Below are 16,736 nucleotides of genomic sequence, written 5' to 3' on the forward strand. Positions count from 1 at the left end.
CTCAATCGCAGATCCATCATCGTAAAGCGTGAAGAAATAAAAACCCGCAATGGCAAGACCGATAATAAGGGCCTTACCCATGGAATAAGTCGAGATAGTTTCAAAAAACTTATTCATTGAGGTCTCTCCAACACACAGCTGATTTCAAACTTCTTCAAAGTCACGCCATCGACAGTTGTTTCAGATGAGCTCACCAAGTTTACATCCATCAAGAAAACACTCTTTGTAAGTGCCTCTAAGAACGAGGAAACTTCAAAGTCACTTAATGCCAAGCCTTGAACATTCACTTTCTCAGGAGTGATCTTAATTTGTGTCACCCAGGCTTTTTCAGGAATCACCTGTTGGAGCAAATCAAGAACACGGATTTCCCTGTGACGATCTTTGGAAATTTTGCTCAAAGCCGCAATACGAGCTTCGATTAAAGCCTGGTCTTCTTTAAACTTTTTAATCTCTGCAACGGAGGCACTTTGTTTCGCGTTGTAGTTTGTAAGCTCATTCAACATCTGAGTTTTTGCATTCAACTCAGTCTGTTTTTGCGGAACGTTTTGCTGTTGGTATGCATAAAGACCTAATGCTGGGATCAACATCACAACAATACGTTTCAGGGCTTCTTTTCTTGCCTCTTCCGGAGAAACAAATCCATCCGTCGCTATGCCTAAAGAGGCACTGATCGCTGCCGAACTTCCAACACCTGAGGACGCTAGATTAATCTTAATCATGACTCGTCCCCCACTTCACGCAGGGCCAATCCTGTCACCACACCAGCGAATGAGCTGATTTGATCAAGGTATTCTTGACTGAATTTTTTCGGATTCGCCTTCACCTTAATAAAAGGATTAAACGGCTCCATCGGAATACCTGTCACACGAGAAACCGTTTCTACGAGACCCGAAGTTGCGGAACTTCCACCCGTGTAAAAACAACGATTCAACGTAAGACCATTTGTCGTCGCACTTAAGAAGTCCAAACTACTGCGAATCTCTTCAGTAACAGCTTCGTTCGTTGCGCTGATTACGGCATGAACGTCGTCGGGCACTTCACGTTTTGAAACTGCGCTCAGCTTAAGCGCTTCTGCTTCAGGAATTGTAACGCCCATTGTTTTGTGAATTTCATTTGTGTAGTTCGCACCACCCACAGGGATATCGCGACAGAAAATCACTTCACCGCTTTGGATCACGACAAAATTTGTGATCGAAGCACCGAAATTCAAAATGCCAACGACCTCTCCATGAAGCTTTCCGTAGTTAAGCTCGAAAGCATTGGCCAAGGCAAACCCGCTCACGTCTAAGACGCCACAATTTAAACCCGTCACTTCAATCACTTGCGTGTATTGAGTCACCAGTTCATTCTGTGCCGCAATCAATAGAATATCCATTGTATCCGGAGAGCTGCTATTTGTAAGAATATGATGGGCCAAGCTGATATTATTAATATCGAATGGAATGTATTGTTCAGCTTCGAAACGGATCTGATCACGGATCAATTTCTTATCCATTTTTGGAATCGTGATTTTCTTCACGATCACCGCAGTTCCCCACATCGCTGTCGCTATGTTTTTTCTTTTAGAATTCACCTCTGCAACAAGAGCTTGTACAGCCATTCCCACAGAAGCGATATCAGTAATCTCACCACCAGAAACTGCATTCGGAGGTGTTGGCGCAAAGCCAAAGGAAAGCAGTTGGGCTCCTTTACCACTGAAGTCCATTTCAGCAAGTTTTATGGAACTCGTTCCGATGTCGAGTCCGATGACCTTTTTCGATTTAAAAAACATCAGCCAGCTGCTTCCCTAGTTGCACAAATACCAATTAAAGACCAACGTCTTTAGACGCAAGTCTAACATATTAAAATTATTGATGGTCCGGCATAGAATGTCAAACAAGGGGTCCAGTTAAAACTAGCTTAATCCCGGGAGGAAAAGGTCCAGATACCAGAAGGCGATGGTCTGGCCGCCGAAAAGATAAAGGACAGCTCCTAATGCCAGATATGGGCCAAATGGAATTACAGTCTTTAGTCCAGCTTTTTGTTTTCTTGAAGCAATCAATCCGACAACACTGCCAACTATGGCAGAAGTCATAATCACAAAAGGAATGGCTTTCCAACCCAACAAAGCTCCGATCCATGCAAGGAGTTTAATATCTCCCCCGCCCATGCCCTCTTGTTTTGTGAGCAGATAATAGATGTAAGCCATGCCCCACAAAAATCCACCACCCATCAAGACACCCCAAAATGCGTCCATGAATTCGCGTTGAGGATTCAACCAAGCACCAAGCAAGCCGATCACGATTCCTGATAAAGTAAATTCATCGGGTAGAATCATGTGATCCAGATCAATGAATGTACAAACCGTCAAACCAAAGACAAAAAGAAGATATTCAATCAGAGACCATGTCATCCCCGCGTAGTGATAACTCAAGGAGAACAAAACCCCCATAATAATCTCTACCAGCGGATATCTGAAAGAAAACTTCGCGCCACAAGCTCGGCATTTTCCGCGCAAGATGAACCAGCTTAAAATCGGGATATTGTCGTACCATTTGATGGGCGTCTTACAGCTATAGCAATAACTGCGAGGCTTCACGATACTTTCCTCTTTAGGCAAACGAAGGATGATGACATTGCCAAAGCTACCGAAGATGGCCCCGAAAACGAAGAAAATGAAGTAGTAAGCCGTATCAAGGTTAAACAATGTCTTTTCTCCTAAAGAAGAAGTTCGTCACGACAAGATAGATCAAGAACCAACCTACCATGTGCCCTAACATCCACAATACATTCTGCCCCGGGATGCCATTTTCTAGAAAATAGTCGGACTTCCAATTTAATCGATAAAGATTAGGAACGATCCAGTGGAGAAGTTTGACGACATTAATGAAAAGCTCTTCTTTGCTTTTTTCCGCAAAGAACGCCAAATCCGAAAGCCAGTGACCCAAAAGAAATATCACAAATCCCGACGACAAAGCTAAAACCGGACGTACAACAAGACTGAGTGCTATCACCAGACAAAGAACCACGGCACTTTCCATCCAAAGGCTCAAACAAATCTCGGCAAATGTGGCCCATTTCGACGGTTCACTCCAAAGCCCCAACATCGCCCATAAAGCAATACCCAACGAAACCACTAAAATCACATTCAGCGCCAACACACCCAAAACTTTGCCAAGGATGAACTGATCACGACTGATCGGACGAGACAGAATCAACAAACACGTTTGTTTTTCAATTTCCTTGGCCAATAAATAAGAACCCGAGAACAAGGAGACTCCAAGGACTGCAACTTGAATTCCCAAAAATCCAAAGTCAGCGAGAATTTTTCTTTGCTCGGCCAAGGACAAAGCGCCTAATAAAAAACTCAATGCAAAAAGCAGAACTGCGATAACCACAACAACGAGAAAAACGCGCTCGCGCAACATTTCTCGCAAAGTTGTCTTTGCCAAGGTGAGGACCTTAAACACGAGCCCCCTCCTTGTTTTTTAAAACCTGGAAGGCTTTTTCAAGGCTTTGATATTCCGCCATAAATGTTGGCAAAGCGCCCGTGTATAGGATCTGCCCTTTATTGATGACAACAAGTTCAGAACAGAGTTCTTCCATGTCTTGCAAAAGGTGGCTGCTGAAAAATAAAGTGACGCCTCTTTTTTGTTCCTCACGAAGAATGTCCTTCACCATCGCTCGCCCGTCTGGGTCTAAACCCGACATCGGCTCGTCCAAAATAAGCAGCTCGGGCCGAGTTAAAATGGCCTGTGCAATACCAATTCTTTGCAACATACCTTTTGAGTACGTGCGAAGGCGACGATCTTTAGCTTCCATAAGATCCACCATGCGCAGACTATCCATAGCTCTTTCAGAAAAGTCTTTGGTCATTGAGCCGTAACAAAGATTCCAATGAAGTTTTAAAAATTCTTCGCCAGTGAGGAATTCGTAAAGATAAGGACGTTCTGGCAGATAACCGATGCGAGTTTTCACATCGTTGCCAAGCTCCTGTCCAAAGAAACGGATTTGACCGCTGTCGGGTCTGATGAAATTAAAAAGACATTTAATAGTTGTTGTTTTGCCCGAACCGTTACTTCCGACAAAGCCGACCGTTTTCCCCTCTTCTAAAGAGAAACTTACATCGCGCAAAACATGGCGATCTTTTTCGAATAGACCACCACGAAAGGTTTTATTGAGTCCTTCAACTGATAATGCCGCCATTCACCTTATGGTTTAAGCTCGATATTCAGAGCTTTGACCATCTCCCTCACAGGATCATACTGTTTAGAAGTGGCCGGCATCAAGTTCTGCGTCCCCAAAATTTCAGAATAAATGTTTTTATCGCTCGCCTGTTCCAGAATATCGATCAACGTGAACATTAAAGTATGGGTGATCTTTGGATATTCGTCATAGAAGTCCTGACGAACACAGAAGGGATCGTTCGGGATCGGAGCACTCACCCAAATCACACGGAATTTCTTTTTAGTTTTGCCAAACTTAATCCAGGCGCCGTCTTTACCCTTTTCATCATCGCTAAAAGTGGCAACGGCATCGACCTCGTTAGATTCTAACATCTGAATAGAGGCCGCATGATTTCCACTGAATTTAACATCTTTGAAGGACTTTTCATCCAGACCTTTTTTAAGCAAGGCCACTTTTGGGTACAAATAACCAGAAGAAGATTTCTCGTCGACAAAAGCAATGCGCTTGCCTTTAAGATCTTCCAATTTTTTTATTTTGGAGTTCGCAGGCACAACCACGGCGGAATAATAATATGGATGATTCCAAACTTTTTTAAGAAGAACCTTTGCCTGAGCTTGTTGTTCTGCAAAAACGTAAGTCGATGAAGTGAAGAAAGCAAAGTCCACCTTCTTCGTTTTCATGGCCTCGATCAACCCTACATAGTTTTTTGAAACATAGATATTGACCGGGATATTGATTTTACCTTGAAGCTCTTTTGCCAGCGCCAAACCTTGTTGACGAACTTCCTCAGGATTTCCTCCAGGAATCACGCCGATTGTGATTTCGTTCGGAGCTTTCTCGGCAGAAGCTATTAAGGTTTCTGCGTGAGAAGCTGAAACAACGAATGTCGATGCCAACACCAGAAGAAATCGCGGCAAAAATTGTCGAATCAAAAGGCCTCCATGGACGGTAGTGCTTCGACTGATGATGACTCATTTCTGGCATTTTTCAAGGCAAGAACGAAAGCCTCGGCCGCATCACTTTCTGTCAGGCACGGAATATTATAGTCTGTGCAAGCTCGACGAATGTCGAAGCTGGCCTCAATCGCACGGCGACCTGATGTTGTGTTGATCACAAAGGCCACTTCACCCGAGCGGATTTTATCCACACAGTGAGGACGACCTTCATCGACTTTTTTCAAAGCCAAACAGTTCACACCCATATCGTTGAAGAACATCGCCGTTCCGGTTGTTGCAGAAACTCCGTAACCCATGCGTTGAAGTTCTCGGGCTAATGGCAACATCATGTCCTTATCCTTATCACGAAGTGAGAAGAACACTTGGCCTGACTTAGGAAGTTTTATGTTACTTGAAAGGAAAGCTTTCGCGAGAGCTTCGGAATAATCTTTTCCGCGGCCCATGCTTTCCCCTGTCGATTTCATCTCTGGCCCCAAGATCGAATCGGATTCTGGGAATTTCTTGAATGGGAAGACAACACCTTTAACAGACACCGTCGGTGCACTTCTCCAGTTCAAAGAAGAAAGATGTAAATCCTTTTTCTTTTTACCCAACATCGCCGCCACACCCAAATCAATCAATGGGATACCCGTTGCTTTTGCCACAAACGGTACCGAGCGAGAACTGCGTGGATTTGCTTCCAACATATAAACGATATCATTTTTCACAGCCAATTGCAGATTCAAGTGACCGATGACACCGATGCGATTTGCTAATTGAATACTAAGTTCTTCGATACGAGTGCAAGTTTCCGATTTTAAACGCTGCGGAGGCAGAACTCCCATCGAATCGCCCGAATGAACTCCGGCAGCTTCAATATGCTCAACCACCCCACCGATCACAGTCCAATCTTCACCGCGAATTAAATCCACATCAACTTCAAGCGCACCAGCTAAGAATTGATCCATCATACACGGCTTATCTTGAGAGATAAAATCCGCATGTCTTTGGAAGTAAGAAATCAACTCTTCACGGTTTTCGATCACTTCCATGCGACGGCCGCCCAAGACATAACTTGGACGACAGATCATCGGATAACCGACAGAGGCTTCACTTGCAAGCGCCATTTCCAAAGATCCCGCCATAGCAGAGTTTGGAATAGCGAAGTGAAGCTCTTTACAGATTTTAGTGAATAGACCGCGGTCTTCGGCCAAATCAATTGTTTCAAGCGAAGAACCCAGAAGTTTGTAACCTGCTTTCACCAACTCCGGAGCAACGCCGATCGGAGTTTGTCCACCTAACTGAGCGACAAAACCCACTGGCTTCATGAAACGCATGACTTCAATCAATGACTCTGCTGTCAGAGGTTCAAAGAATAAAACATCAGAAGTATCGTAATCCGTTGATACAGTCTCTGGATTTGAATTCACCATGATGACCTTATGGCCGTTCTTTTGGAAGGCCTTCACACCACGAACACAGCTGTAATCAAATTCGATCCCTTGACCGATTCTATTCGGGCCGCTGCCGACAATAACAACGGCATCTTTTGCTGAAACATTTGCAGATTGCGTCGACCAGTACGTCGAGTAAAAATATGGTGTCGAAGACTCAAACTCCCCAGCACAGGTGTCAACTTGCAAGTATGCTGGCAAAATTTGGCTTTTTTCACGCAGCGAGCGCATCTGCATTTCAGTTTTTCCAACCAAAGCACCTAAGCGTGCATCAGTAAAACCTTTGCGCTTACCCGCACGAAGTAAATCTGTATTGCCTTCGTTGAATTCCGCTTTGAATTTCTTTTCAAACTTCATCAAAGAATCAATATGTTCAAGGAAGTAGGGATTGATTCCTGTACGATCTTCAATCTCTGCCACGGTCTTTCCTTCACGGAATGCCTGGAAAAGATGATAGATGCGTTGACTGTTCGGATACGAGATTTTTTCTGTCTGAAGTAATACTTCCGGAATCGCTTCAGGATCTTTTTCAAGACTTGAAAGAGCTTTCATCAAAGACTCTTGCAAAGTACGGCCAATACCCATCACTTCGCCAACACTTTTCATTTGTGTCGTTAAAGAGTCTTTCGATCCTTGGAATTTTTCGAAGGCAAAGCGAGGGATTTTTGTCACAATATAATCAAGAGCCGGCTCGTAACAAGACGGCGTCACCTTGGTGATATCGTTTTTGATCTCTTCAAGACTGTAACCCAAGCACAGCAACGCCGCAATTTTGGCAATTGGGAATCCCGTCGCTTTACTTGCCAGCGCAGAAGAACGACTCACGCGTGGATTCATTTCGATCACGACACGTTCACGAGTCGTCGGATGAACAGCAAACTGAATGTTTGCGCCACCCGTTTGGATTCCCACTTCATTGATGATCTTACAAGCTTCGTCACGCATCGCTTGATATTCGCGATCACTCAAAGTTTGTTGAGGTGCCACTGTAATACTATCACCCGTGTGAACTCCACATGGATCTAGATTTTCAATGCTGCAAACAACAACGAACGTGCCTTTGTAGTCGCGCATGACTTCAAGTTCATACTCTTTCCAACCAAGAATGCTTTCTTCCACCAACACTTCAGATGTCGGGCTTTCATGAAGAGCCCCCACCAACATTTTTTGATATTCTTCCGGAGAGTAAGCGATACCACCGCCACCGCCACCCAAAGTGTAATTCGGGCGAAGAATCATGGGGTAACCAAGATCTTCAGCAACTTGTAAACCTTGTTCGAAAGTGCGAACCATGTAGCTTTTCGGATAACGAGCGCCGATCTTATCCAAAAGCCCGCGGAAAATTTCGCGGTCTTCGCCGGCTTTGATCACTTGCGGAGTCGCTCCCAACAGTTGCACCTTATATTTTTGCAAAATGCCTTTGGCATGAAGATCCAAAGCAAGATTCAAAGCCGTCTGACCACCCAATGTGGGGATCACGGCATCTGGCATTTCTTTGGCGATGATTTTTTCAAGATAATCGACCTTCAGTGGTTCAACATAGACTCTTGTTGCCACTTCGGGATCGGTCATGATGGTGGCAGGATTGGAATTCACAAGAATGACTTCCAATCCTTCCTTCATAAGTGCCTTACAGGCTTGAGTGCCAGAGTAATCAAACTCACAGGCTTGTCCAATTACGATAGGTCCAGAACCAATAATCAAAACCTTCTTTAAATCGGACTTACGCGGCACTCATTCCTCCTAGATACCTAACTTGCCCTCGTTTGAATAAATCATTTCAGGGCGTACATGTTTATACTGCTCAAATTTATATCTCATCTTGATCAGACGAAGCATCATCACATCCGGATCCAAATCTGGATCTTTGCGATGACGTTTTACTTCGCCCAAGATGAACTTCTTCGCACTTTCCGGATGGAAGCAGAAGCCGCGCGTGAAGATATAAGAATCCCCGTTAGGGATCAGGCGCACCTCAAAAATCTCATCTGGATCGAATCCGAAGACATACGGAGATTGCTTCACTATTAACTTCTTATTCGCAAGCAAGTCCTTGATATACACGTCACCATTTTTGATTTTGATAAATTCAAAAAGCGAATGACGGTGTTGTTTCAAAATGTCGATAATAGCCAGCTCTTCTGGAGTGAAACGCAACTCGCGCACAAGATGGCAAGCCTCTAGTGGAGTCTGCTTGTAGCCCACAAGTTCTCTGGTGAAGAAGTACCAGTCATAGAACTGAGCCATACGAGATTCATAATGCTCAGAGTTTTCATCCAAAGTTCCCGCATTTTCGAAGAATTCTTTCTTCGCCAATGCTAGTTCATCCTTAAACGCATCACTTACAAAGTGATTGAGAATCTTTTCTATTACCTTTTCATATTCGTTCATATCATCCGCTCGATAAAATAGCTAAATAGCCCGGACGCTTCATGCGGTCCTGGACAGCTTTCCGGATGATATTGTATTCCTAAACACTTTCTTTTTTCACTATAAAAACCTGCCACAGTGCCATCATTTAGATTTATGTGAGTCACTTTGACATCTTCAGGCAGTGTAGACTGCTCCACCGCGTACCCATGATTTTGACTGGTCATGTAAATTTGCTGAAGAATATTGTCTTGGATGGGGTGATTGCTGCCTCGATGACCAAATTTCATCTTGTAGGTCTTGCCACCCAAGGCGAGTCCTAGGATTTGATGCCCCATACAGATTCCAAAAATAGGTTTTACACCCAAAAGTTCGCGAACCGTGCCGATCGCCACTTTGACATCGGCCGGATCTCCGGGACCATTTGTCAGCATTATTCCATCTGGATTATAAGCCAAAATATCCTGCACAGAAGTACGGCTATTAAAAATCTTCAGTTCTGAACAGCGGCTTTGCAATTCACGCAAAATATTTTCTTTGCTGCCGAAATCAAGAACTGCCACGCGAGGTCCGACTAAGTTCAAGCCCTTTCGAACTTCAGGCTCTTTGCGCGAGGTTAAGTAAACCCAGTCCTTATCCATAGTCTTTTTTGCAGAAATCAATTTCTCCGCTTTTTGACGAGCTTCCGCTTCAGAGTTCGTATTGATCAAAGCTCCCCAAGGAGTTCCCCCACTTCGAAGTCTTAAAACCAATGCGCGTGTATCAATCTCTGTGACTAAAGGAATGCCTTTCGTGGTCAAACGCTGTCTCCAGGCATGATCACGCTCTGTATCTTGAATTTCTAAGCAAATAAAACCTTCAATCCAAATTTGGCGAGATTCCCAAACATCATCTTCGATGCCGTAGTTCCCCTGCATCGGCGCTGTCATCACAACGATTTGCGAAAAATAAGAAGGATCTGTGGCGATTTCTTCGTAACCGCTGTGGGAGGTATTAAAAACAACTTCACCCGCGCGATCTTCACCGCCGTGCCAAGCTCCTTTATACACTTCACCACTTTCCAGTACGAGATAGGCCATTATAACTCTCCTTCAAGAACACTATAAAGTATCGCCTGGCGAATCAAGACGCCGTTAGAAACTTGGTTCAAAACCTGACATCGCGGATCTTGCAAAACATCGCTGTCCAACTCAGTTCCCTGATTGATCGGACCTGGATGCATGATCAAGGCATTATCTGACAAACTTTCTAAATTCTTACTCGTAAATCCAAATTGCTCGCGATAATCCGTCAGCGAATATTTCATTGCGTGTCGTTCTAATTGCACACGCAGGGCCATCGCGACCGTCGCCCATTGCAAGCCTTCATGCAGATTCGAGAATACTTTCAAAGAGGTTTTCTCTGGCAAGAAATCCACTGGTCCGCACACAGCGACTTCATAACCCAGCTTCTTTGCAAGTTCGAAGTGCGAAGCTGCCACACGACTGTGACGAACATCCCCGACAATAAGAAGTCTTTGTCCTTCACAAGTGCCGAGATGCTTACGAATAGTATAAGCATCTAATAACGCTTGCGTCGGGTGCCCCTTCTTTCCCCAGCCTGCATTCAAAATTGGCATGGAAACTTTTTTTGCCATCTCGCTAAGATTCAAATCATCTCCACAACGAATGACTAAATAAGAAGGATTCATTGCTGCTACATTTAGCACAGTGTCCTCAAGAGTTTCGCCTTTTTCCAGGCTAGTTCCCGATTTCACATCCAAAAGCAGAGGATAAATTCCTAAGCGCGCGCTGGCAGTTTCGAAACTCATTCGAGTTCGAGTGCTCGCCTCAAAAAACAAAAGGGCTCCGGTTTTGCCGAAGCCCTTTTGGGTTGCTAATTTATTCAAAGAAATCTGGTCCGCAAAAGAGAATAGAGTATTGAATTTTTCTTTTTCGAGGGAAACCAGATCAATAAGTGAGTTTGTATTCCTAGATAACATCTAGAACCTTAGCCTAGGCAAGGCGAAGGCCCTTGTCAATGGACCGGAGAAAAAACTCTGCTCCAACGCACTGAGGGGTAGCGATTGCCTCCCCACTTTTTCTGCCAATCCAAAGATAACCATATAAGGACAACTTTCCCTAATACCTGAGAGGCAGGAACGGTCCCCCAATAGCGCGAGTCGTCACTTGCGTCCCGATTGTCACCTAAAAGAAAAACCTCTCCTGGAGGAACAACGATTGGACCAAAATCTTTATCCTTATCTTGCTTTTGGAAAATCACGCGCCAGCTAGAGTCTTTGTACTTTTCCTCAAAGACATCAAACATTTCAGAATTTGGATTGTCGGTTTTATCTAGAGGCAACTTTTCATAAGTAAAAGGCTCTTCATTCAAAATCAAACGACCCTGTCTGATTTGCACGCGATCCCCTGGCAATCCCACAACTCGTTTCACATAATTAACGTCAGGCTGATTCGAATAACTGAAAACTACCAAATCGCCGCGGGTTGGAAAAGCCGTATCGATTTTTTTCTGAGCAAACGGAATCTGAATACCGTAAGAGATACGCGAAGAAAAAATAAAGTCCCCGGCCTTCAATGCCGGCTGCATCGAACCCGTTGGCACTTTATAAGCTGTCACCATATAAGTACGCACGACCAACGCAAAAAGCACAGCCGCCAATAATGTTAGGAAGTATTCCCGCCAACGAGTCATATAAGGAAAATCTTAACTAATTTTAGAACCAGTTGAACAGAGATTCTTTGATCTAAGACACTGGTCCATAAACTCGCCTCCCACTGGGCCTAAACCCCTTCAAATCAAATATAGCCACTTTAACAGTCGATTTTCGGGTCCATGTCCTTGGCGCGCCCCTTGCGATGACGGCCAGATATCAAGGGAATCACCCCTAGCAACCAAGGAGTTAAAAAATGATTTTTGTTCACGAAGAAAGAAAAGGCGGAAATGCAAACGGTCGTCGCGACTTTGATAAAGAAGAACTTCCACAAGGCATGAAAGACCTTTTGAACAAGTAGCCATTTAGGGGCGAGCCTTCCCACTCGCCCTTCTTTTTTCTGCGAGAGTTTTATGACTTATCAACTTTCCAATGAATACAGTTTTCAATGTCGAGACAGCTTCGACCCATCAAAATATCAGGACTCTGCTCCTTGGAGTCATTTTGTTTTAGACAATCTGTTTGATCTAAAAACATTTTCTGCGATTCAAAAGCAACTGGTTCTGACGTCTAATAATTTCAAAATCAGCGAGGAAGACCCTGAACAGATTCAATACCAATCACTTCCCGACTTAAACCTGGCAGAAAAATTTCTTTCTCAAGAATTCAAATCTCTGCTCGAGAAAATTTCAGGGCATTCTTTAGAGATTTATAAAAAAGGTGCTCTTCAATTAAGAAGAATGACACCAGAATCACCTGAGTTTCCACCTCACTTTGATTATATCGATCATCGCACCCTGGTTATGCTTTATTACTTATCCCCGTCTTGGAACTCCCAAAAAGGTGGAGAGCTTCTTTTACACAAAGAACAAAACTCTCATTGGGACAGTGTTGATACAAAATGGGTCGCTCCTTTGGAGAATCGCCTGGTTCTTTTTTTCTGTGACGAAACAAACTGGCATAGCGTTCGCAAAGTGAGTAACTGGAATCGTTTTTTGATTTTCGCTGAATGGAGCTTGATCTCTGAATCGAGGAACTTGTGACTAAAATTGTTTTTAAATTACTTAATAAAAAATTTGTGGCTCGCATGGTGGGGCTGATTACTGGACAGCAGATTTTGGTGGCCTTGAGCACTGGTGCTCTGGCCCTTGCAGGTCAGAACCTGCAAAGACCTGCGTATTTTCTTTCCTACTTAGGGGCATTTCTTGCCCTGTCGATTCTGCCCCATGCATTTACGGTTTATTTGCGTCGCACTGAAATGGAGGGTTACTTCGAGGCCTATTACGAGTTCATCCGTCTAAGACTTTTGAACTCTGCCGGTCAACCAGCTTTATGGACGAATCACAGCAAAAAAGAAGAATTCCAAACTTCTATCGGTCCCGAAGCTGAGGGCTATCTGACCGCCGTCGCTTTTTCTATTTTCGATATTTATCTTTATGTTCTTACGATTGTTTTAAATGTTCTTGTCTTGTCTTTTGTGATCGACAAAGAATTCATTTGGGCCTTCCTGTTAGCGGCAGGTCTATCCTATGTGGCTTTTCAAAAGCTTTCGCCAAGAATTGAAAAACTGATTGAACGCGAACAAGAAAGTAAAATGGCTTTCCTCGCCTACCTTTTAAAAGCCTGGGACAATGTTTTCCTAAAAAATTCGACCATTCAAAAGAACTACAAATCACAATTGCAGTCGCACTATACAAATTCCAAAAATTTGATTGGTGAAGCCCAAGAAAAAACGGAAATGCTGGTTCTTATCCTCACAGTGATTTCGAGCCTTCCCGTTTTTGTATGCATTATCTATTTGGCAGTCACACACATCAAGGACACCGCTTTACTTGCAGCCTTGATTGTAACCGTGCCCAAGCAGTTAAGTGTCCTGACAAACTTCCGTTCGTTCTTTCAACAAATTACAAATCTCAGTTCGTTTTCGGCACGATTTAAAAATTACTGGGAAGGCTCTGTTTTACCATCCATAGATTTGAGTGAGCGTATTCAGATTCAAAAAATTAGAATTAATGGAGAAGCTGCGGGTGAATACAAAAAAACTCTCTCCGATATTCAAAGTTGGACATCGGGCCGCCTTGTCGTGACTGGCGAAAATGGAGCGGGCAAATCGACTCTGTTACTTCAGCTGAACTCGACATTGCCAGAGTCATTCTATCTGCCAGCAAATCCTTCTTTGGAAATCAATGAGGAAATCGGCAGCGAATCCACCGGTGAAAAGATTTTGAAGCATCTAAATTTTATCGAGAACAATCCCGTACCCGTCATTTTACTTGATGAATGGGACGCGAATCTTGACCAGCAGAATCGTGAGATTTTAGATCGCAAGATCGAGGCTATTTCAAAATACTCGTTGGTCTTGGAAGTGCGACATCAACGGTAAGATGCCGTTAAGTTAATAGATTGTATTCACCAAATTCATCATGTTGTGAATTTGGTAAGCGTTGGCTTTGTAGAGCAACCCCATAAAGCTGTCTTTGATAAGGTACTCAACGGCTTGCCCATTTGCATCGTAGCGAGCTCCATAGATCAACATTGAATGTGTATCGGTGGCGTAGGCCGTTGGAATTCCCTTTTGCAAATTCGTTTTAATCAAAGTGACGATTTGCTCCAATGGGAGATACAAAGCCGTCTTTCCTGGTGCTGCTCCGGGATCTGGATTTTGCCCAAGACCTTGTTCCCCATGGCGAGCTACTGCGATATCGGTCCAATGATCTTGTCCTAAAATTTCATTGGCGAAATCGACAGGGGAAAGAGCTCGTCCCCGCCATTGAACTTTTTCAGGAATAGCCGCAAACATAGGCTGTACTGCTGCCAAAAATTCTGCTGGGTTCGTCAGAGAACGCAAACTTTCATAATTTCTTTTCTTCGCGTCGGGATATGCATCGAAAGGTGCCGCACCAAAGGTTCTGATCAAGTCGATGGCTTCGCCAAAATACCCATCCTCGGGCGCCTTATGTAACGGAGCCACCGGGTTTTCTTGAGCCTTTGCTAAGAAATGCTCGTACTGCAAGATACCTCGAGATAGTTCAAATTTTTCACCGGGATGCAAAACCATATAACGTGTTTCAAGCGCACTCATCATCGCGTAATCCCAACAAAGCCCTGTCGAACCTTGATCGAAATTGCGACTGATTGGAAGTACCAAAGTTTCACCTTGATCTGCATGTGCAAACGGAGCTGCGAGCAACATCAAGCTGATAAGAACCTTTGGCCATTTCATAAGCTATGGACCCGTCAATTCTGGATTGTTCTTTAAATATTCAAGAACCGAGCGCGAGCGAATTTCGAAGGCGCGATCACAGAACGGTTTGTCGCGCAGCTCATAGCACTCTTTGCGAATAGAATCTAAAGCCGGAACAACGGCAGAGAAATCGCGAACGCCAGCTTGATACATGAGTTCAACACCGATGCAGTCTGTTTCTGAATGCCATAGGTTGTAGTGATCTTCATTACCGTCTAACGAGATCATTCCATGCGGAGTTAGTTTCTTCGGATCTTGAGCCTGCCAAATACCTTGCACCATATGTCCCATCTCGTGAGTCATCGTGAATAGGTGCGCGAGCTTGGAGTTTTCTAAAGCATTGAGGTCTTTGATGGTGTCTTGGTAAATACGAATACTTGGCGTATAGCCCTTGTCTTCGAAGCTGATGGAAGCACCCGTCACAACATCGTACTGAAGATCGAAAACCCTTTTCTTAAAGACATTTTTTTCAACTAATTCAATACCGGCGATATCGTCGCGCAAATCCGAAGTGTATTGTTTAGCACGTGGCTTTATTTTGTACTGAGTATTCTGAACTGTTTGCTGAGCCAAAGCGATCGCCTGTTGAACAATTGGACGCTGACACACCAAATAAGGCGATTCATTCGCATGGGCAGCAACCGTAACCAATATAACTGAGAACAGAGCCATTAGTTTTTCCATATCCGATGACAATCCAAGAGCTATGCCATCCTGCTGTCTCACTTTGAAACATGGCCCTTAAGAGATCATAAATAGATTCTTTATTCGTAAAATTAGCCAATTTTTCCGCAAAAGGATCATTTTATGATACCTTTAAAATTATGATGGTAAGACTAGATTGCTTCAGGCAGTTTTAGGAAAACGACGGCGAGATGATTCGCGGTCTTATATGAGGGTGAACATGAAACAAGTTTTCCAAATCATTTTTGAAGCAGCGCAAACTCTGATGACCGCACGACTTGGCTCATTCAGATGCCAACACTTTCACAGTTTACATCCAATGGGTCGCGGCAGCGTTTTAGTTATTGAAGAATACGAATACTCGGCTCACTAAAAAGGATTCGCAATGAACGATTTCAAAACTCAACAAATCAAATCAGCGATTAAAGATCTTTTAAAGAAAAGAGAGATGACTTACGAAGATGTGGCAGAAGAACTTGAATGCTCCGTTCCCACTGTAAAGCGTATTCTAGGTGATGAAGAAATGACCTTAAGCCGCTTGCTGCAATTTTGTGAGATGCTTGAGGTGACCTTAACGGACCTTGAGACCATCACAAATATCAGCACCGACAAAATCGAGCGTTTCAATGAAGATCAGCAAGTCTTTTTAGCAAAGAACAGAAACTTCTTAGCTTATTTCGCGCATCTTTATGAAAAGACGCCGGCACAGATTGCAGAGAAATATAAACTGACCCAAAGATCGACAGATAAGTATCTTTTAGGACTTGAGAAGCACGGATTGATCAAGGTCACGGCAAAGCAAAAGGTAAAGCCCACTTTCAAACAGCTTCCTTCGCTGGAAAGTGGTGTTCTGGCTAAAGCGTATTATGAGGGCTTTATTCAGAATGCGGCGACCTTTTACATCCAAAATATTTCTGAAGGACTTTACAAATCTAAGGATACTCCAGATCACAAAAAAGGATTTTCGCTGCAATCATTGAAGGTCACAGAAAATTCTTATAACAAATACTTGGAAGAATCATTGAAGGCCCAAGACGCTTTCTTGAAGCTTGCAAGCTATGAAGAGAAATCAAAGCCCGCAGAACAACTAAAGACCGCCGTACTTTTGAAAGCGCACACGATCACAGAAAATGATTACAAGGGACTCGAGATCTTAGAAAAATCTTTGGGTGAAATCACAAATATTTAAAGGACGACTTGGGTGACGGCGATTGAGGTCACAAGACTGC

The 16,736-nt window shown here is 43.7% G+C and carries 17 protein-coding genes; 4 read left to right on the plus strand and 13 right to left on the minus strand.

Annotated features, from left to right (window positions below):
• Window positions 1-113: 113 nt before the first annotated feature.
• From VF412_RS19560 to lepB, 11 genes are all read right to left on the minus strand, one after another.
• Window positions 114-719, minus strand: a complete 606-nt coding sequence (locus VF412_RS19560) for a PilN domain-containing protein (protein ID WP_331340963.1) — start codon at window positions 717-719, stop codon at window positions 114-116.
• Complete coding sequence (gene pilM, locus VF412_RS19565) at window positions 716-1,771, minus strand: type IV pilus assembly protein PilM (protein ID WP_331340964.1); 1,056 nt, start codon at window positions 1,769-1,771, stop codon at window positions 716-718. The genes VF412_RS19560 and pilM overlap by 4 nt, the downstream gene beginning before the upstream one ends.
• 123 nt (window positions 1,772-1,894) lie before the next feature.
• Complete coding sequence (locus VF412_RS19570) at window positions 1,895-2,686, minus strand: prepilin peptidase (protein ID WP_331340965.1); 792 nt, start codon at window positions 2,684-2,686, stop codon at window positions 1,895-1,897.
• A complete protein-coding gene (locus tag VF412_RS19575) occupies window positions 2,679-3,449 on the minus strand; it encodes an ABC transporter permease (protein ID WP_331340966.1) in 771 nt (256 codons plus the stop codon). Before VF412_RS19575 ends, VF412_RS19570 begins: the two co-directional genes overlap by 8 nt.
• Window positions 3,442-4,185: an ABC transporter ATP-binding protein gene (locus VF412_RS19580; RefSeq protein ID WP_331340967.1), complete on the minus strand. Its 744-nt coding sequence runs from the start codon at window positions 4,183-4,185 to the stop codon at window positions 3,442-3,444. Before VF412_RS19580 ends, VF412_RS19575 begins: the two co-directional genes overlap by 8 nt.
• A 5-nt stretch (window positions 4,186-4,190) precedes the next feature.
• The gene (phnD, locus tag VF412_RS19585; protein WP_331340968.1) at window positions 4,191-5,099 is read right to left on the minus strand and encodes a phosphate/phosphite/phosphonate ABC transporter substrate-binding protein; all 909 of its coding nucleotides are present in this window, start codon (window positions 5,097-5,099) and stop codon (window positions 4,191-4,193) included.
• Window positions 5,096-8,290, minus strand: coding sequence for a carbamoyl-phosphate synthase large subunit (carB, locus tag VF412_RS19590; RefSeq protein ID WP_331340969.1), 3,195 nt, complete (start codon window positions 8,288-8,290; stop codon window positions 5,096-5,098). Before carB ends, phnD begins: the two co-directional genes overlap by 4 nt.
• A gap of 9 nt (window positions 8,291-8,299) precedes the next feature.
• A complete protein-coding gene (locus VF412_RS19595; protein WP_331340970.1) occupies window positions 8,300-8,947 on the minus strand; it encodes a hypothetical protein in 648 nt (215 codons plus the stop codon).
• Window positions 8,944-10,005 carry a glutamine-hydrolyzing carbamoyl-phosphate synthase small subunit gene (gene carA / locus VF412_RS19600; protein ID WP_331340971.1) on the minus strand — a complete coding sequence of 354 codons (1,062 nt, stop codon included), beginning with the start codon at window positions 10,003-10,005 and terminating at the stop codon, window positions 8,944-8,946. Before carA ends, VF412_RS19595 begins: the two co-directional genes overlap by 4 nt.
• Window positions 10,005-10,907, minus strand: coding sequence for an aspartate carbamoyltransferase catalytic subunit (locus VF412_RS19605; RefSeq protein ID WP_331340972.1), 903 nt, complete (start codon window positions 10,905-10,907; stop codon window positions 10,005-10,007). Before VF412_RS19605 ends, carA begins: the two co-directional genes overlap by 1 nt.
• A 35-nt stretch (window positions 10,908-10,942) precedes the next feature.
• Window positions 10,943-11,620, minus strand: coding sequence for a signal peptidase I (gene lepB / locus VF412_RS19610; RefSeq protein ID WP_331340973.1), 678 nt, complete (start codon window positions 11,618-11,620; stop codon window positions 10,943-10,945).
• A 372-nt stretch (window positions 11,621-11,992) separates the two neighbouring features.
• Between lepB and VF412_RS19615 the strand changes: the two genes are divergently transcribed.
• Entirely contained in the window at window positions 11,993-12,622 is a 630-nt protein-coding gene (locus VF412_RS19615; RefSeq protein ID WP_331340974.1) for a 2OG-Fe(II) oxygenase, read from the plus strand.
• The gene (locus VF412_RS19620) at window positions 12,619-13,962 is read left to right on the plus strand and encodes a hypothetical protein (RefSeq protein WP_331340975.1); all 1,344 of its coding nucleotides are present in this window, start codon (window positions 12,619-12,621) and stop codon (window positions 13,960-13,962) included. The genes VF412_RS19615 and VF412_RS19620 overlap by 4 nt, the downstream gene beginning before the upstream one ends.
• Before the next feature lie 12 nt (window positions 13,963-13,974).
• Here VF412_RS19620 and VF412_RS19625 read toward each other — a convergent pair whose 3' ends face one another.
• On the minus strand, window positions 13,975-14,802 hold the full coding sequence (locus VF412_RS19625; protein WP_331340976.1) for a hypothetical protein: 828 nt from the start codon (window positions 14,800-14,802) through the stop codon (window positions 13,975-13,977).
• Between the two features lie 3 nt (window positions 14,803-14,805).
• Window positions 14,806-15,495 (minus strand): hypothetical protein, encoded by a 690-nt coding sequence (locus VF412_RS19630; RefSeq protein ID WP_331340977.1) that lies wholly within the window; start codon window positions 15,493-15,495, stop codon window positions 14,806-14,808.
• Between the two features lie 232 nt (window positions 15,496-15,727).
• Here VF412_RS19630 and VF412_RS19635 point away from each other — a divergent pair, with 232 nt between their 5' ends.
• Together VF412_RS19635 and VF412_RS19640 are read left to right on the plus strand one after the other, a co-directional pair.
• On the plus strand, window positions 15,728-15,880 hold the full coding sequence (locus VF412_RS19635) for a hypothetical protein (protein WP_331340978.1): 153 nt from the start codon (window positions 15,728-15,730) through the stop codon (window positions 15,878-15,880).
• Between the two features lie 12 nt (window positions 15,881-15,892).
• The gene (locus VF412_RS19640; protein ID WP_331340979.1) at window positions 15,893-16,696 is read left to right on the plus strand and encodes a helix-turn-helix transcriptional regulator; all 804 of its coding nucleotides are present in this window, start codon (window positions 15,893-15,895) and stop codon (window positions 16,694-16,696) included.
• The last annotated feature ends 40 nt before the right edge of the window (window positions 16,697-16,736 follow it).

It is taken from the genome of Bdellovibrio sp. (assembly GCF_036384735.1).
Lineage (GTDB): Bacteria > Bdellovibrionota > Bdellovibrionia > Bdellovibrionales > Bdellovibrionaceae > Bdellovibrio.